Source organism: Leptospiraceae bacterium, assembly GCA_016708435.1.
GTDB lineage: Bacteria > Spirochaetota > Leptospiria > Leptospirales > Leptospiraceae > UBA2033.
The window spans coordinates 878800-895838 of the sequence record JADJFV010000001.1; the positions used below are offsets into that span (position 1 = coordinate 878800).

Consider the following 17039-nt stretch of genomic DNA (forward strand, 5'->3'; position numbering starts at 1 on the left):
TTAAAACTTACTAAACACTACAATTGTAATAAACCTAAAGATAATTAAAAGCTTTTTTACTTAGACAGTCGGTTGCAACCGACTGCGCAGTGCGTAGCTACGCACTGTCTCCCCCAATCCTTCCTACTCAAACTTCATCGTTAGTTGCACTCGCTTTCTCTCTTTATCAATCGAGACAACTTTTACTTTCACTTGCTGATTTAATTGTAAAACGTCAGAAGGACTTTTTATAAATTGATTGGAGATTTGGGAAATATGAAGTAAGCCTGATTCTTTGATTCCGATATTTACGAAGGCGCCGAAGTTTGTGAGATTGTTTACGATTCCTGGAAGAACCAATCCTTCTTTGAGATCGTCGATCGTTTTGATTGAGTCATCGAACGAAAAAGATTTTGCTTTTTGTCTTGGATCGAGTCCTGGCTTTGCTAATTCTTTTACAATGTCTTGCAATGTAGGAAGACCAATTTCATCTGTGAGATATTTTTTTACTTCAATCTTTTTTTGAAGACTCTCATCTTTTAGTAGAGTTGGGATATCTGTCTTCAAATCCTTTGCCATTTTTTCTACGATTGTGTAGGCTTCTGGATGAACGGCACTGTTGTCTAATGGATTTTCTGAATTGGGAATTCGTAAGAAACCAGCGCATTGTTCAAATGCTTTTTCTCCTAGGCGTGGAACTTTAAGTAGTTGTTTACGGGATTTGAATTGTCCATGTTCTTTTCGGAAACTAACAATGCTTTCGGCTAACGCAGGACCCACACCCGAAACGTAGGCTAATAAGTGTTTGCTTGCCGTATTGAGGTTAACACCGACTAGATTCACACAGCTTTCAACTACTTGGTCTAAGCGAGAGTGTAATAGCGATTGGTCTACATCGTGTTGGTATTGCCCGACTCCGATGGATTTTGGTTCGATCTTTACTAGTTCAGCCAGTGGATCAAGAAGTCTTCTTCCAATAGACACTGCTCCTCTTACTGTAACGTCTTGGTCGGGAAATTCGTCTCGAGCTATCTTTGACGCTGAATAAATGGAAGCGCCTGCTTCATTCACCATAAAAATTTCTACAGCCGAAGGAAAGTTAATTCCTTTAAAGAAACTTTCTGTCTCTCTAGAAGCAGTTCCATTTCCGATTGCGATTGCTTCTGTTTTAAATTTCTTTGCTAAATCTAAAATCATTGCGCGTGATTTTTCTATTTCATTTTGTGGTGGATGTGGGTAAATTGTTGAATTGAATAGAAAATTTCCTTCGCTATCTAAACATACTATTTTACATCCCGTTCTAAATCCGGGGTCAACTGCCATTATCCTCTTTTGTCCTAATGGAGATGATAATAGAAGTTGTCTGAGATTGAGCGAAAACACATGAATAGCCTCTAAGTCCGCGTTTTCTTTTGTCATCTGGCGAAATTCTGTTTCTATGGAAGGTTGCAAAAGTCGTTTGTAAGAATCTTTAATTGCTATATCTAATTGCTCTCTCGACTCTCTAGTAGCATTTTTCTTGATAACTGAATTTTCCATTGCCTGAATGGTTGTATCATGGTCAGGTGCGATAGAAAGTTTTAGAATCTCTTCATTCACTCCGCGCATAATAGCTAGAAACCGGTGTGACGGACATTTCTGTAAAGGCTCTTCGTATTCAAAATAATCTTTGTATTTACTTCCCTCTTCGTCTTTGCCTTTAACCACGGAGGATTTTACAATAGCTTGTCTCTGGAACTGGGAACGTATAAGACTTCTTACTTCTTTTGTTTCACTAATCATCTCAGCCACAATATCTCTCGCTCCCTGCAAAGCCTCTTCGATGGAACTAACGTCTTTTTCTTTAGAGACAAAGGATTTCGCAAGCTCTGATAAATTATTTTTTGATTGCTCCATTATATGTAAGGCTAATGGCTCTAAGCCTTTCTCTCTTGCAACTGACGCTTTTGTTTTTCGTTTTGGTTTGTATGGTAAATAGAGGTCTTCTAATTCAATTGGATCATACGTAGATGTAATTTTTTTTCTAAGTTCTGCTGTGAGCTTTCCTTGCTCTTCGATTGTATGTAATACAGTTTCTCTTCTTTTTTCTAACTCGACTAATTGATTGATTCGAGTAGAGATATTTGCAATCTGAACTTCGTCTAGGCTTCCCGTGATTTCTTTTCTATAGCGGCTAATAAAGGGAATCGTCGCTCCCTCTTCTAAAAGTTGAATCGTGCCTGCAATTTGCTTTTCTGAAATTTGAAGTTCTTTGGAAAGAATGGATACATGTGCTTTGTTCATAATATCCATTTTTTAAAATATATTATACTCGTCTTTTCTTTCCCGTTTGATCAACTATAAATTTGATCAAGGGCAGGGGAAAGTCTAAAGCTAGACAAACCCCTTTTAAAAAATAGTCATCCTAAAAAAAGAATTTAATATTCTAAAGACTTCTTTTGAAATTGCACATTCGTTTTTGTTCGATTGTTTGTAGATAAATCATTTAAATCATAAATCTTTCCTAAAAGTCTATCAAATACAACTAAACTCTTTAAATATGATTTTTGTTTAAAAGTGAATCGAATCGGCTCCGGGTCGGTATTATCAAATGTATCTAACCCAAATTTACCAATTCCAATTTTTCCTTCTAGCGGTATATTTTTGTTTGCCGGAAAATCTTGTATTTGCCTGATTACAAATATTTTATCATCGTGACTTGGTTTTCCAAGTGGATCAGTATCAATTATTTCTAAATTAGTTTTTTCTTTTAATGCAAAATTATCCATCAAAATTTTAGTTTTGATCTTTGTTAGCTTAGCTTCTACCGGTTTATCGCTATTCGCAAGCGTATTGGAAGGAATATCGAAGAATAAAATAATCTGTTTACTCTTTGAGCCATGACTATTTTTGATTTCAATATCTATAGCATCAAACTGTTCTACTTTTAAACAGTTTCCTGTCTCAGCTTGATTCGGATTTTCAATGCATTCATCTCCTTTTGTGATTCCCCTCGATACAATTGTTCTGCCCGGTATAGTATCTAACCGCATAAAAAGAATTTTGTAATATCCTTTCAATGCAGTATTAACCTCAGAAATTTTTTGGTCCAGTAGATCTTCTGACTTGAGAATGTTTTCAATAGAAGACCCATCATTCTCAGACTTTTGAACCTTAAGCGGCTCTACCTTTTCCTGAGCAAGAATGCTGAGACTTATAAATAAAAATGGAATTATAGTAAATTTCATAGATTATCCTCTTTGTTTCTTTCTAATGAAAGAAATTTGAACGAAGCGTTCAGAGAACAACATGTCAAGGCATATTAATACAATTTCAGTTTAATTATGATGATATATTTTTCTTACTAACGACTTAAGACTAAATGGTCTCTCACCTCTTTTTGTTCGACTCACAGCCTATATTTGCAATTATGACATACAATCGGGCAATTTGCCCCTACAATTGGAATAGAGGACAATCATGAGCACAAAAACATTGAGCGATAAACTAAAAAACACCCGTAATATCGGGATCTCAGCTCACATCGATTCAGGGAAAACAACACTTACAGAACGTATTCTTTTTTATACGAATAGAATTCACGCTATCCATGACGTTCGCGGTAAAGACGGCGTCGGGGCAAAGATGGACAGTATGGAATTGGAAAGAGAGCGCGGAATCACCATTCAATCTGCTGCTACCTATTGCACTTGGAAAAATACTTCTATAAATATCATTGATACTCCCGGTCACGTTGACTTTACAATTGAAGTTGAGCGCTCTTTGCGAGTTCTTGATGGTGCTATCTTAGTTCTTTGTGGTGTATCGGGTGTTCAATCTCAGTCCATCACTGTGGATAGACAAATGAGACGTTACTCTGTTCCGCGCGTTGCCTTTATTAACAAACTTGATAGAACTGGTGCAAATCCATTCCGCGTGATTGATCAACTAAGAGAAAAGCTAAAGCATAACGCTGTAGCAGTTCAACTTCCTATTGGTCTTGAAGGAAATTTCAATGGAATCATCGACTTAGTATCCATGAAAGCCGTTTATTTTGAAGGTGCAAATGGAATGGACGTTGTAGAAAAAGAAATTCCTGCTGAGCACCAAGAACTTGCTAACAAAAAAAGAGAAGAACTTCTAGATGCAGTTTCTTTATTCAGTGATGAACTAACCGAAGCAATGCTGGAAGGAACTCCTACTGAAGATCAAATCAAACGTGCGATTCGTCAAGGCGTTCTCGAATTAAAACTAACTCCTGTATTTATGGGCTCTGCTTATAAAAACAAAGGAGTTCAAAAACTTCTCGATGGAGTAGCGGATTATCTTGCTAATCCGACAGAAGTCGTAAACAAAGGTCTCGATCTAAATAAAGATGAAGAAGAAATCATTCTCGAATCAGATCCTACTAAACCTCTCGCATGTCTTGCATTCAAATTGGAAGACGGACGTTATGGTCAGTTGACTTATGTTCGTGTATACCAAGGAAAACTTTCTAAGGGTATGACGATTTTCAATTCTTCTAACAATAAAAAACACAGTGTGGGGCGACTCGTTCGTATGCACTCTGACGAGATGGAAGAAATCACATCCGCAGAAGCAGGAGATATCGTTGCGTTATTCGGTATTGATTGTGCGTCAGGCGATACATTTACTGATGGAACTTGGAAAATTACAATGGAGTCTATGTTTGTTCCTGCTCCTGTGATTTCTCTTACAATCGAATGTAAAGAATCTAAACAACTTCCTAACCTTGCTAAAGCGTTAAACCGTTTTACAAAAGAAGATCCAACTTTCAAAACAGAAATTGATAAAGAGTCTGGACAAACTATCATCAAAGGGATGGGTGAATTACACCTTGAAGTTTATGTAGAGCGTATGAGGAGAGAATACGGTGTTGATTTAGTAACCGGCGCTCCTCAAGTTGCTTACCGTGAGACTATCACCAAGAAAGCTGAATTTGATTACACTCATAAAAAGCAAACGGGTGGTCAGGGTCAATTCTCTCGCGTTGCCGGTTACCTTGAGCCTATCGCTCTCGAAGAAGGAAAGAACTACGAGTTCGTTGACAAAGTTGTTGGTGGATCTATTCCTCGTGAGTATATCAGTTCTTGTGATAAAGGATTTAAAAGCTGTCTCGAAAGAGGAGCTCTTATTGGATTCCCAATCGTTGGTGTGCGTGCTGTTATCAATGACGGTGCTTACCATGATGTGGATTCTTCTGATATGGCATTCCAAATTGGTGCTCGTTACGGATTCCGTCAAGGGTTCGCAAAGGCTGCTCCGATTATCCTCGAGCCTATCATGAAAGTAGAAGTTGATGGTCCGGTCGAATTCCAGGGAGCAATCCTCGGCGGTATTAACCAGAGACGTGGTATGATTCTAGCGACAACAGAACAAGATGCTTATTGTAAAATTGAAGCAGAAGTTCCTTTAGCGGATATGTTTGGTTATTCGACAGTCCTACGTTCTTCTACTCAAGGTAAAGCTGAGTTCTCAATGGAATTTTCTCGTTACGCTCCTGTTCCTAGAAACGTCGCGGACGAGTTAACCAAGAAATACAAAGTTAAACAAGACGAAGATTAGACTAATCTTGGGCTGTAGACATTATCGTAAGGACTTGATTAATCAAGTCCTTACGATAAAGGATGTGTCCCTACGATACTGTTATGCTTACAAAAAAAGCCAAGCTGCAAAGCTTGGCTTTTTTATTTTTAGGGGTTATTCTATATTATCTACTTAGAAGAAGTGTCTCTCCTGAAATCTCCACTCAGCTTTGTCGAAGGTTTCCTACCTTCTTGCTTTAATCATACAACCACCAAACAATTTTGAAGTTATCAAGAAGGAGAGTTTCCCGAATGAAAATTTCGAAAATGACGAATGAAAAGTTGACTATAACGCATATGTTAAAACAAGCTATCACAATGAAATCAGCTATCATTACAGGAACTAGTTCAGGAATTGGATTTGCTATTGCAGAAAAAGTATTGGGGCTAGGTTATAAAGTATATGGATTATCTAGAACCAAGCCAGAGAGGCTAATGGACAATGAAAGCTTTCAATTTGTAGAATGTGATTTACGTGATGCAAAAATTATCAGGCGCAAAGTTGATGAAATTCAAAGTAATGATAAAGCCATATATCTATTGATTCATAATGCTGGCTTTGGTTTAATCGGACTTCATGAGGAATTAGATTATAAGAAATTAGAGGAGATAATTCAAGTAAACCTCACTGCTCCGATTTTAATTACAAGATTACTCCTAAGACAAATTAAAGCAAACCAGGGAACTATTATTCATATTTCCTCTGTCACTGCTAAGAAGTCTTCTCCTCTTGCTTCTGCCTACTCTGCGGCTAAGGCTGGTTTAACTCAATTTGGAGAATCTCTTTTTGAGGAAGTCAGAAAGACAGGCGTAAAGATTTGTAATATTCATCCCGATGTCACTAGAACAAATTTTTATAATGAACTAAGTATTAAAGAAAATCCTGATCCTGATTCTTATCTTGATCCAGAAACAATAGCAGATGCAGTCGAAATGATTCTAAACCAAAAAAGTTCTCTAGCGGTTACTGACATTACTCTGCAACCGCAGAAGCATAAGATAGAGAGACGGGCTAAAAATTCACTTACTTAACCGTCACCTAGAACATACTTAGTCGAATGGTTAAGGAACAGCAAGAATAATTTGTGAGAGGTCTATCATTCTTAGAACTAATTGTAATTTGCCAGATAGATTTCTCACGGCGCAAGTTTGGATGAAGCTAGTTCGAAATGACAGTATAATCCTTTTGCGAAAAATATTATAACATTCTACAATTTCTCTAATATCAATTTCTTAATTACCTTTGCATCTGCTTTTGCGAAGTTATCAATTTTGATGTCAGTGTTTCTAGTCTTGGGTTTGATTTTAATTGTAGAAAGCATAATTCCTTCTACGATTTCGACTCCAGACACATCACTATATAACACGAATGTTTCAGTGTTTCCGAAAAAGTTTTTTACGTTAAATGTAATTCCTTTCTTATCAAAAATTACTTCGTCAGGTGTAAGTGGATCTCCAAAGATGCTTGCTTTGAATACTTTTTTAACTGTGATTTCTTTTGGTGGCTCTCCACCTCCACCCATTGCCATACCGGGCTCTGTAAGAGTAGGCTTTGCTACTTCTTCTGCTGTGAAATAATAAGGTATGAAGTTAAATAGAAAGTATCCGCCAACAATTCCCACAAAAAGGTAAAGGTAATCATTCATTACCGTTCCCTTTAGATTTGTTAAGAAATATCCAAGCGATAATCCTGATAAAAAAACAAAAACTTTCCCAAAATTCATTTCACAACCTTTTGGTAAAATGCATCTATGACTTCTAAGAAGCTCGGCGGCAGAACGCTTTTTACCTTATCTACTATATCGGCAGGAATCGCTTTGTAATAAGCCTCGGAAATAACCCCGAAAGATTTTACCACCGATGAACACCGATAAAAAAACGATGGTCTTTGAGTTGATTTTAGATTCGCACTGGCTTTCCATGACTTCAAAAACCTCACTTCCACTTACATATTAATATGCTATCGTATCTTTTCTCGGTGTTAATCGGTGTCCATCGATGGTAATCCGTTTTAATGACTGTGCAATTTAAACCAATCTTATTCTGACATAAAAGCTACATAGAAGCCACATAGAAGCCGAAATTGGCTTCTATGTGGCTTCTATGTCCGTTCTAGGTTGCCTAAATGTAAAACGGATTCCTCATTGGATGCAAAAAGCAACTCCTTTCTTTCGAATCAAAAAACACTTGTATAATTTGACTTTTATTCAATTTATGAATTTATGAGAAAGTCCAGTAGAAGAAAAAAAGGTCAAAGCACTAGCTTTGAACAAGAGCACGTAGAAGAAGAAGTAGCAGCAATTCCGCAAGAACAAGATAGACAAGTTCCGCCAATCCCAACCTCATCTTTTAGTATAAATTGGGATTCTTTGAACACCCGTCGTAAGATAACATCCGATTTACGGGATGAAATTTGTGATTTTTATTATTCCGTTCAAAAAAGTCCAAAGGCACAAATAGCTAAATTAAATGAAATGATCGAAGAATACTCTGATATTCAAATTTTTTATAATTTCTTAGAAATGGCTTACCGCGAAGAAGAGGAATTTGACAAAGCAAATGAAATCGCACGCACCACGGCAAAGAAATTTCCTGATTTCATTTTTGGAAAAGTGAGTCAAATAGAGCTTTACCTCAATTCAAAGGAATTGGATAAAATTCCTGAATTACTAAGAGACAAATATGACTTTCGACTTTTGTATCCAGAGAAAGCAACATTTCATATCCAAGAAGTAATTGCTTTTAATTTTGCGGTTGGAAAATTCTTTGCTTTAAGAGCTGAGTCCGACAAAGCAAATCAATATGTGGAAAATATCAAAGGAATTGACGAAGACCATGTTTATGTAAAACAATTACAAAAGTTTATTAGCAAGAATTCAGGTTTAAAATTCTACCAAAAGGTTTTAAACAAGCTAAAATAGTGCGATTTCAAAGGAGTTTTTCATGCGACAATTTTTAATTCTAGGATTTTTTTTTATTTCCTTTGGTCTTTTGCTAAGTCAATCCAAGCATATTTTGACCGAAGCAGATAAAATCAAATTCCTGCTGAATGAACTCGACAAGCCAGAGGCTAATTTGCGTTTCATCCGAAATGGCGAAGAATTCTCTGGCAAAGAAGCTAGGGTGCATATGCAAAAGAAGCTGGATTATGCAGGATCTAAGATAAAAACCGTAAACGACTTCATTGATCAAATCGCTACAAAATCCTATTTAACAGGAAATACCTACTATGTTAAGCTTCCCAACGGAACCAAGATCGAGTCCGCAAAATGGCTCCGAGAGACACTAAAAAAGCTTAACTAGTTAAGAATTTTTTAGTAAAATTGGCTAATGCCAAAAGAATAGGCAGAATGTACACTGACTTCTCAATGGAAAATAGTTAAAGAGTTTCGCCTTGAAAAGCTATTGCATTTGCGTAAGGTGAAGCGGTTTTGCGTATCGCTATATGGCTAACAAAAAACCAAAGCATGAATTAATATTTTTTTTAAATAAACCGACCTAGTTTAGGCATACTTTTTGCATTCCTTTATACAAAAATATTTAAGATGTATGATTTACACTTTCCAAAAACTCTTTTAGAAATTTGAGTGGAAGTGTATTTCTAAAAGCAATAGGGGGCACTTTGATGTTAAAAATAAGCAAATTCAAATATCTAGTCCTGTTTATCATGGCGATTGTAATACCTTCCCTGTTAAACGGCCAAGATGCAACTACACCGGCACCAGCTCCGGCTGCACCGACACTTGACAAAGCTGATACGGTTTGGTTAATCGTGTCTTCTGCGTTCGTTTTTTTCATGATTCCTGGCTTGGCTTTGTTCTACGGTGGTATCGTTAAGTCCAAGAACGTTCTTTCTACTATGATGCATAGTTTTATAGCTATCATTGTATTGACTCTTCAATGGACGATTTTTGGATATAGCTTTGCATTTTCTGGAGCAAATCCTTTTTACGGGGATTTTAACTTAGCGTTTTTAAATGGGATTGATCTTGATACTTTAGAAGGAACAATTCCTAAATACGTTCATTTCTTGTTTCAAGGAATGTTTGCATTGATTACACCTGCTTTGATTTCTGGTGCAATTGCGGAGAGAATTAAACTTTCTGGTTACGTAACTTTTATCTTACTTTGGGCAACATTGGTCTATGACCCGGTCGCGCATTGGGTTTGGGCTGCTGATGGATGGCTATTTAAAGATGGGGCACTTGACTTTGCTGGTGGAACTGTAGTGCATTTGATTTCTGGTATTGCAGGTCTTGCGGCTGCTCTTGTAATTGGTAAACGCAAAGGGGATGTAGCAAATCTTACTCATCCAAATAATATGACTTATACACTACTTGGATCTGGACTATTATGGTTTGGATGGTTTGGTTTTAACGCAGGTTCTGGCCTCAAAGTAGACGGTCTTGCTGCTCGTGCCTTTGTTGTAACTCTTATTGCCCCAGCAGCAGCGGGTGCAGCTTGGTTAGCAATTGAATGGATTCATACTAAAAAAGCAACTGCTCTAGGTGCTGCCTCTGGTATTGTTGCCGGCTTAGTTGTGATTACACCCGCTGCTGGGTTTGTAAGTCCTGTTAGTGCAATCATTATGGGTCTTTTAGTTTCTCCTGTTTGTTATGGAGCAATTCTACTAAAAGGAAAGCTCGGATATGATGATACATTGGATGCGTTTGGTATTCATGGTGTAGGTGGAGCATTTGGTGCCATCCTTACAGGTGTGTTTGCAATGAGTTTAGCAGAAGGAATTACACGTGGTCATCAAATTCAAGTTCAAGTAATAAGCGTTGTTGCGACTGGTGCTTATTCTTTTATCGTATCTTACATTCTTGCATTCCTAATTGAAAAATCAATTGGATTCAGAATTGAAGAAGATAAAGAGATAAACGGTCTTGACCAAGAGATTCATGGTGAAAATGGATATGGAATATAAGGAGATAATATAAATGAAACTAATTGTAGCAATTATTCAACCGCATAAGCTAGAAGAAGTAAAGGCAGAGCTGACAAAGAATGAAATCTATCGACTCACTGTCAGTGACGTCCAAGGCTACGGTCAACAAAAAGGAAAGACAGAGGTCTTCAGAGGTCACGAATACCAAGTAAACTTATTACGCAAGGTTCGACTCGAAATTGCTGTCAATGACGAATTTGTAAAACCTACAGTAGATGCTATTCTGAAATCGGCAAAGAATGGCGAAGGCAAAATCGGTGATGGAAAAATATTCATTATGCCTATTGAAGAGGTAATTCGAATCAGAAATGGAGAGAGAGGTGCAAGCGCTATCTAAGCAGTGCTTGCAAATTTCTAAGCCCTGCCTTCGGTGGGGCTTTTTTTTTACTTATCAGTTATATTTTTCTTGAAATATGACTGACCTATAACTTACTTATACCAAATGCCTTCCAGTGCAAGGTGAAATGCTTTGTGATTAGGGATAACCCTTTTCGGGTATCATTTTTTGATAATCGAAATGGTTTTTACAGCTAGTAAAAGTAATTGATAAATTTAGTAGTTGCCATAAGATATTGAAAAATGATATTTTAGCATAAGCGGCTCCGAAAGAACAAGAAGTTAGTCTTACTAAAAAAGAATGAGTCACTTTACAAGAGGAAGTTTTAATCGGTAATTCTATGGAAATGATTGAAAGAGAAAATAATTCTATCCAAATAATTGATGTAATCGGCGAAGTCGATTTATACAACACTAAAGAAATAAAAGATATGATAGATGAAAAAATCAAAGCAGGGAAATACCAGATTATCCTTAATCTATTAAAGGTTCCCTTTATGGATTCGTCTGGAATAGGAACTCTCGTCACCGGAATGTATCGCCTCAAAAAATACCAAGGCAGTTTAAAAATCATAAACATTGTAGGTTCAGTTGCAAAAGTTTTTAAGATGACAGGTATGGATACACACTTAGAAATTTTTGATAGTGAAGAAGAAGCGGTAAAATCATTTAAATGATTTTAATAACAAAGAAATGAAACTTTCAAAAAAAATTATCTTATTTATCTTTTTAGGCATATTTAGTATTTCCTGTAACAACACTTCCCAGAGCGACAAAAATAAGAAAGCACTTCAAAATTATTTTCTTCAATATTTCTTTTCCATAAAGGCTACGGATAACGGCGAACTTGCCGCAAAGATTTTTTATATCAATCCTCTTATCAAATCCAGTTCAAACTTAAATTTAGATTATGTAGCGGAAGCGACTTCTACAAACGTAACGCTAGGCAAGAAAAAACTTTTATTAATCCATGGTTGGGATTTTACAGATAGAGACACATTAAGCCTCTCTACCTCACAACAAAAAACTAGAATTATCACCGATAGTTGGGCAGATTTTATTAAGACTTCTACTTTTGATTTAATCGTTGCCTCAAAGACTTACGATATCTACGGATTTGATTACCTTACTTCCAATAGCATTGATACAAACGGTAAAAGACTACGAGCAAAAATGGATGCCTTATTTGGTAAAGAGACTGGAACAGTGGTGATTCTTGGTCACTCTATGGGTGGGCTCATTGCTCGCTTTGCTGTTTATGAAGGAACAAGACCTACTTATCTAAGTAGAGTCATATCAACGGGCGCACCTTATCATGGTTCACCTTGGGCAAGTTCTCAATTCCAAGCAGACAAAGGAACGTTAGGCAACTTAGCAAGCTTTCTTACTAGCACAAATGGCGGAAAAGATTTAGCCTGGGATAACTTTGATAATAAAATATCAGGTGCGGCAAATGCTAAGTTAACCGCTTTAAATCAGAAAGTAGATAGAGATGATTTGTTTTATGCCTATTACGGTTCTGTTTTATCTACTCAGGCTACGGGTGGATCAGGAGCTTCAAGCCCTGGCTTATACTTATCTTGTTCGGTGCTTGGTAGTAGCTTTTCTCCTTCTGATTGCGTTGTTCCTGTATCTAGCGCGAGTCTTAGTGGTAATACATTGGCAAAGACTTTTAGCTTAGGTCAATACGATCATTTTGATATAAAGCTTAGCACTCAGACTATGCGAGATACCTTTTATGCCGATTTGCCTTGAGAAAATTTAGCCATATCTATATTGAAGAGGAAGCACTTCATTATCCGCTAACATCTTTCCTATTAGATAAGAATCCTAACGCAGTTAAAATCGAAGTTAAAAATTATAAGCATATTTTCAATCGTCCAAGTCAAAGCTTTCTAGAACAAAAAGAATCTATGAAGCTGATTCTCGCAGTAAAGAAGGATAATTACTATTATCCCGCCACTAAGGTCGTTAATAATTACGGATATGAAAATTTTTATTACAATACATTGATTTTAAACTGTGTTTATAATTGTGAATACTGTTATTTGCAAGGTATGTTTAATTCGGCAAACATTGTGATCTTTGTTAATATAGAAGATTTTTTTCGTGAAACGGAAAAGCTTTTAGCGGATAATTCCATTTATCTCTGCCTATCGTATGAAACAGATTTACTTGCATTTGAAGACTTAATTCCTTATACGAATCTTTGGATTGAATTTGCAAGAAAGCATCCCAATTTAGTGATTGAAGTTCGAACGAAGAGCAATCAATATAAAAAAATCCAAGAATTAAAACCAATTCCAAATGTAATCCTGGCATGGACAATATCTCCGGATGAAATTATCAAGAAATACGAAAACAAAACTCCGACTTTAAACAGAAGGCTAGAAGATATTACTTCTGCACTTAAGGATGGTTGGAATGTTCGAATCTGTCTTGATCCAATCTTACATGTTAAAAACTGGAAACAGATTTACTCAGAGTTTATTGAGAAAGCTTTTTCAACAATTCCAATTGAGAATATTTGGGACATCAGTATTGGTAGTTTTAGAATCAATGCAGACTATTTAAAAAAAATGAAAAAGATGAAAACAACTTCAGATATTCTTCATTATCCTTTTGATAGATTTGGAAGTCTGAATATGTATCCAGAAAAGAAATCAGCAGAAATTATTTCATTCATAATGGATAAAGTTGCAAAATATATCTCACCGAGTAAGTTATTTCCGAGTCAGTAGGAGATATTCTTGGATAAAAAAAAGTTTACAAAATCTCATCATTTCAAGGTATACTGAACTACATTCCATGATTCATTACAGTAAAGAGGAGATATTTGCTGCCAAGAGGCAAGTAGTTAAAGCGCAGGTTCATCGCTTTAATGTTACTTATCATAATTATTTTGAAAGACCCGAAACAATACAGATGGTAAATTATTTCTTCGACAAGATTTATAATTTAGATGCAAAAGCAGAATGGGTCGATCTAGCTATTAGTTCCTTCGATAAGATTAAAAGTATGATCAAAGAACAAACAAGAGAGAGCATGGAGAGATTGATCGACTTGAATAATCTGACTGATAAACTAGATACACAAATGGCTTATTTGATTTTGGAAAAGAAATGGGAAGAGGGAAACGATTTAACACCTGAATTATATAATCAGTATTTTATCGAACTCGGTCATGCAGAAGAACGTTTCAAACAAGTTGAAATAGTTCTATTAAATCTCAGACAATTCTATGAGTTAGCGCATAGACCAATCAATGCTGTCATAATGAAGCCAGCAAGATTTATGGCTAAGATCCTTGGCATACATCCATTATTCGCTACAATTGAAGAGGGGTATCATGCATGCCTTCCAGTTAATCACGATTTGTTTGAATCATTCTTCAAAGAAGTCGATAGAAAAGAGCATGAATTTCTAAGAGAATGCTTCCCTAACTTTGGAAACTAAAATGATACGCAATGAATCAACAATAAAAGCAAAAAGAAGAAAAGCAAATAAACATCCAGAAGAAAAAGATCTTAGTGATCGCTGGCTACTAACGTATGCAGATATGATTACATTGTTGTTGGGATTGTTTATTGTCATGTATTCAATCTCTACTGTTGATGCAGGAAAATTAAAGGCTGTCTCATCTGTTATTCGCGGTGGCTTTGGTCTTGATGAAGGCGGTGATTCTCTTGTCATGGATGGTTCATCTGGAATCATAAAAGACAAAGACTTAGTTCCTAAATCACAGATTTATCGACTATGGGAAAGATTTCAAAGTAGTGTAAAACGGTTATTAATCTCTGATAAAGTAATTATAGATTTACAGAATAATGAAGAGTTGACTCTTACTCTTCCAGCTTCCTCACTAGGAGAGGGTAATATTAAGTTATCCAAAGAATCCGATGAGTTATTCTTAAAGCTCGCAGAAGTGACGCAAGACTTAAACATCGAAATAGTTCTCCGCGTTCAAATTCCCTATTTGGAAACGATTGAAAACAAAAAAGATTTGAATAACTGGGCGTATAATTCTTATAGAGCATCTGTTATGGCAAAATTTTTAAGTGAGAAATATGGAATTCCTGAATCTAGAATCGCAGTCCAAGGTCTTTCTGGTTTTAGAAAAAATGCAACGGCAGAAACTCCTGAGGAAGCAGCCAACCAAGAACGAATTGAAATCATGATAAGGAAACGTTAGTAGGAATCTAAATGAAAAAAATTTCCCTTTTATTTATCATTTCTCTTTTTGTATTAAGCAATTGCAAGAAAGGAAAGGAGCCAGAGTTCAATGATCCTGAGTGGAGAAAAGAATCTCTAGAAATTTCTTATAATATTTGCCAAAAGCTTGAATCCTGTATGCAAGATGATTTTACAAAGATAAAGAAGAGTTTGCAGAATTACGCAAAATCAGAAGTAAAGCCAGAAAAGTGCAGCGAGAAAAATAAAAAGAGCAGAGTATTTTTACTAAAAGGAAATGATCCTACGTTGATCAAGCAAGTTGTTAGAGAGTGTTACTCCCAGATTCAGAAATTCTCCTGTGAAGAAATCAAATCTGGAAGCATTAAAGCAGATTCGACTTGCGAAAAGATGAGAAAATTTCAGCAAGGCGAATAGCTAAGAGATTATTTAGTTAAAGAAGCCAATTCTTCTCGTAAAAGTTTTTCACTCTTCATCGAGTAGGCAACAATTTTAGTTTTGTTACCCTTTTGATTTTTTATTTCAAAGATTTCTCTTACCATTTTAAATTTTCTTCTGATATGGTTAATAGCTGGTAAAGAAGTTTTGAACTTTTTAGCTAAGTCTCTATCTACAAGTTTCTTATCTAAATCAAAAATTTCTTCAATTTCTTTAATAGACCATGTTTTCTTCGGAGTTGATCCAGGCTTTTTAAAATTAAAATCATTTATACGTTTTAAGTTTCTCTGCTTACTACCAAGAGATTTTTTCTTTCTCCAATATGGATCTCTATTTCTTGCATAAGAAATATCTTCATACGTAAAATTGGTCTTAGCCAACCATTCAGAAGTAATGGTCGCTTTTTTTCCTGGAGGCAATTTACTGTTAATCGAAATAGCGATGTATTGCTCTGGAGTCTTAGCAGAAAGTAACTTAGTTCTTTCAGAACTGATTTTTGCTAGCGAAAGTTTCATTCTTTAATTCACCTTATTTAAAAAAATATATGCTGCTGATACTTTGACCAACTATGTTCTCTATTTCGACAATAAAATTCATCAACTTGAGATTTTTTAGCATATGTAAAAATTTGATTCCATAGTATCACGAAGTGAATAGGTGTGAATCAATATTTTAAAAATAAGTTATTACAGTTCTGTTTTTTCGCACAGCATAGTATTGTAAACCCGTAGAATTTCGGGCACCATCTTCGTGGGCAAACCCTTGTTATTTATTAAACAACCTTCGGAGCGGCAACTCGCGTGTATGATTCCATCTTTGTTTTGAATTTCTTGCCAGTAAGTGATTCTCAGTGGCGTTGTTTTGACTAACCATGTTTTAATAAATAATTCTTCAAAAAGAAAAGAAGGCTTTAAAAATTGAATTTCCGTTTTGTATAACACAAATGTTAGATTTAACTTTTTAAAAAACAATAAATCAGGAAATAGACTTCGTCTAAAATTCCAACGTCCAATTTCAAAGTAGTTTGCATAGACTGCATTATTTACATGTTGAAAAGAATCTAGTTCGTAAGGACGAACTTCTACTTTAATTTGATTTAGCGGATAGCATTCATTAGTCGTAAAATTTTTTTCAGAGTGTAAGGCGGGAATATTTTCATGTAAGCCTTGTCCAAACTTTTTGGCAAACTCCAGAGTTGCGTCTAATGAGGATTTGTCTTTCGCATGGTATGCCCAATAAGCATCTGCTTCAAAACAAAGAGATTCATCTTCTCTATATATTTCTTGTCTTAGAATACCGCGTATTTTCTTCGTTTGAATTTGTTTACTTCTGACGGTCAACTTCTCTGGATAAAGCACCTGTTGTTTATAATGACAGACATATTTATAAAGTATCATTTCTACGTTGGCAGTGTGAACTTCATTTATTGGGAAATTTTGATTTTCCATCATATGGACACGCGCTTCTTCGAGATAGCGCAGATAATTGGCGTTATTCACATGAAGACTAGAATCTAATTCTGAATGGCGTGTGGTAAGTTTATATTCGTAGATTTGCAT

The 17039-nt window shown here is 35.8% G+C and carries 17 protein-coding genes; 12 read left to right on the forward strand and 5 right to left on the reverse strand.

All coding sequences use genetic code 11. The annotated features are described in order from the left end of the window. Nucleotides 1-123: 123 nt before the first annotated feature. The gene (locus IPH52_04245; GenBank protein ID MBK7054253.1) at nt 124-2271 is read right to left on the reverse strand and encodes an RNA-binding transcriptional accessory protein; all 2148 of its coding nucleotides are present in this window, start codon (nt 2269-2271) and stop codon (nt 124-126) included. 125 nt (nt 2272-2396) lie between these two features. Next, nucleotides 2397-3206, reverse strand: coding sequence for a hypothetical protein (locus IPH52_04250; GenBank protein ID MBK7054254.1), 810 nt, complete (start codon nt 3204-3206; stop codon nt 2397-2399). A 232-nt stretch (nt 3207-3438) separates the two neighbouring features. On the opposite strand from IPH52_04250, the gene IPH52_04255 reads away from it, so the two are divergent. Together IPH52_04255 and IPH52_04260 are read left to right on the forward strand one after the other, a co-directional pair. Further along, a complete protein-coding gene (locus IPH52_04255) occupies nt 3439-5544 on the forward strand; it encodes an elongation factor G (protein MBK7054255.1) in 2106 nt (701 codons plus the stop codon). Between the two features lie 338 nt (nt 5545-5882). Further along, on the forward strand, nt 5883-6596 hold the full coding sequence (locus IPH52_04260) for an SDR family oxidoreductase (protein MBK7054256.1): 714 nt from the start codon (nt 5883-5885) through the stop codon (nt 6594-6596). A 176-nt stretch (nt 6597-6772) separates the two neighbouring features. Here the strand turns inward: IPH52_04260 and IPH52_04265 are convergent, their stop codons facing one another. Further along, nucleotides 6773-7027, reverse strand: coding sequence for a hypothetical protein (locus tag IPH52_04265; protein ID MBK7054257.1), 255 nt, complete (start codon nt 7025-7027; stop codon nt 6773-6775). Nucleotides 7028-7786: 759 nt separating this feature from the next. Between IPH52_04265 and IPH52_04270 the strand changes: the two genes are divergently transcribed. From IPH52_04270 to IPH52_04315, 10 genes are all read left to right on the forward strand, one after another. After that, the gene (locus tag IPH52_04270; protein ID MBK7054258.1) at nt 7787-8485 is read left to right on the forward strand and encodes a hypothetical protein; all 699 of its coding nucleotides are present in this window, start codon (nt 7787-7789) and stop codon (nt 8483-8485) included. Nucleotides 8486-8507: 22 nt separating this feature from the next. Further along, nucleotides 8508-8867, forward strand: a complete 360-nt coding sequence (locus tag IPH52_04275; GenBank protein ID MBK7054259.1) for a DUF5329 family protein — start codon at nt 8508-8510, stop codon at nt 8865-8867. A gap of 322 nt (nt 8868-9189) precedes the next feature. After that, nucleotides 9190-10494, forward strand: a complete 1305-nt coding sequence (locus tag IPH52_04280) for an ammonium transporter (GenBank protein ID MBK7054260.1) — start codon at nt 9190-9192, stop codon at nt 10492-10494. Between the two features lie 13 nt (nt 10495-10507). Further along, nucleotides 10508-10852 carry a P-II family nitrogen regulator gene (locus IPH52_04285; GenBank protein MBK7054261.1) on the forward strand — a complete coding sequence of 115 codons (345 nt, stop codon included), beginning with the start codon at nt 10508-10510 and terminating at the stop codon, nt 10850-10852. A gap of 340 nt (nt 10853-11192) precedes the next feature. After that, nucleotides 11193-11528, forward strand: coding sequence for an STAS domain-containing protein (locus IPH52_04290; GenBank protein ID MBK7054262.1), 336 nt, complete (start codon nt 11193-11195; stop codon nt 11526-11528). A gap of 16 nt (nt 11529-11544) precedes the next feature. After that, on the forward strand, nt 11545-12606 hold the full coding sequence (locus IPH52_04295; protein MBK7054263.1) for a hypothetical protein: 1062 nt from the start codon (nt 11545-11547) through the stop codon (nt 12604-12606). Between the two features lie 20 nt (nt 12607-12626). Continuing rightward, nucleotides 12627-13592 (forward strand): radical SAM protein, encoded by a 966-nt coding sequence (locus tag IPH52_04300; GenBank protein ID MBK7054264.1) that lies wholly within the window; start codon nt 12627-12629, stop codon nt 13590-13592. 67 nt (nt 13593-13659) lie between these two features. Further along, a complete protein-coding gene (locus IPH52_04305) occupies nt 13660-14307 on the forward strand; it encodes a hypothetical protein (protein ID MBK7054265.1) in 648 nt (215 codons plus the stop codon). Nucleotide 14308: 1 nt separating this feature from the next. Then, nucleotides 14309-15043 carry an endoflagellar motor protein gene (locus IPH52_04310; protein ID MBK7054266.1) on the forward strand — a complete coding sequence of 245 codons (735 nt, stop codon included), beginning with the start codon at nt 14309-14311 and terminating at the stop codon, nt 15041-15043. A gap of 11 nt (nt 15044-15054) precedes the next feature. Beyond that, the gene (locus IPH52_04315) at nt 15055-15459 is read left to right on the forward strand and encodes a hypothetical protein (GenBank protein ID MBK7054267.1); all 405 of its coding nucleotides are present in this window, start codon (nt 15055-15057) and stop codon (nt 15457-15459) included. Nucleotides 15460-15467: 8 nt separating this feature from the next. On the opposite strand, the gene IPH52_04320 is transcribed toward IPH52_04315, so the two are convergent. Together IPH52_04320 and IPH52_04325 are read right to left on the reverse strand one after the other, a co-directional pair. Continuing rightward, the gene (locus tag IPH52_04320) at nt 15468-15995 is read right to left on the reverse strand and encodes a hypothetical protein (GenBank protein ID MBK7054268.1); all 528 of its coding nucleotides are present in this window, start codon (nt 15993-15995) and stop codon (nt 15468-15470) included. A gap of 171 nt (nt 15996-16166) precedes the next feature. After that, complete coding sequence (locus tag IPH52_04325) at nt 16167-17039, reverse strand: acyl-CoA thioesterase (protein MBK7054269.1); 873 nt, start codon at nt 17037-17039, stop codon at nt 16167-16169.

Excerpts from the sequence above, each read along its gene's own strand:
- IPH52_04245 (MBK7054253.1), bottom strand. The coding sequence starts at position 2,271 with ATGGATATTATGAACAAAGCACATGTATCCATTCTTTCCAAAGAACTT.
- IPH52_04250 (MBK7054254.1), bottom strand. The coding sequence starts at position 3,206 with ATGAAATTTACTATAATTCCATTTTTATTTATAAGTCTCAGCATTCTT.
- IPH52_04255 (MBK7054255.1), top strand. The coding sequence starts at position 3,439 with ATGAGCACAAAAACATTGAGCGATAAACTAAAAAACACCCGTAATATC.
- IPH52_04260 (MBK7054256.1), top strand. The coding sequence starts at position 5,883 with ATGAAATCAGCTATCATTACAGGAACTAGTTCAGGAATTGGATTTGCT.
- IPH52_04270 (MBK7054258.1), top strand. The coding sequence starts at position 7,787 with ATGAGAAAGTCCAGTAGAAGAAAAAAAGGTCAAAGCACTAGCTTTGAA.
- IPH52_04275 (MBK7054259.1), top strand. The coding sequence starts at position 8,508 with ATGCGACAATTTTTAATTCTAGGATTTTTTTTTATTTCCTTTGGTCTT.
- IPH52_04280 (MBK7054260.1), top strand. The coding sequence starts at position 9,190 with ATGTTAAAAATAAGCAAATTCAAATATCTAGTCCTGTTTATCATGGCG.
- IPH52_04285 (MBK7054261.1), top strand. The coding sequence starts at position 10,508 with ATGAAACTAATTGTAGCAATTATTCAACCGCATAAGCTAGAAGAAGTA.
- IPH52_04290 (MBK7054262.1), top strand. The coding sequence starts at position 11,193 with ATGGAAATGATTGAAAGAGAAAATAATTCTATCCAAATAATTGATGTA.
- IPH52_04295 (MBK7054263.1), top strand. The coding sequence starts at position 11,545 with ATGAAACTTTCAAAAAAAATTATCTTATTTATCTTTTTAGGCATATTT.
- IPH52_04305 (MBK7054265.1), top strand. The coding sequence starts at position 13,660 with ATGATTCATTACAGTAAAGAGGAGATATTTGCTGCCAAGAGGCAAGTA.
- IPH52_04310 (MBK7054266.1), top strand. The coding sequence starts at position 14,309 with ATGATACGCAATGAATCAACAATAAAAGCAAAAAGAAGAAAAGCAAAT.
- IPH52_04315 (MBK7054267.1), top strand. The coding sequence starts at position 15,055 with ATGAAAAAAATTTCCCTTTTATTTATCATTTCTCTTTTTGTATTAAGC.
- IPH52_04320 (MBK7054268.1), bottom strand. The coding sequence starts at position 15,995 with ATGAAACTTTCGCTAGCAAAAATCAGTTCTGAAAGAACTAAGTTACTT.
- IPH52_04325 (MBK7054269.1), bottom strand. The coding sequence starts at position 17,039 with ATGCAAATCTACGAATATAAACTTACCACACGCCATTCAGAATTAGAT.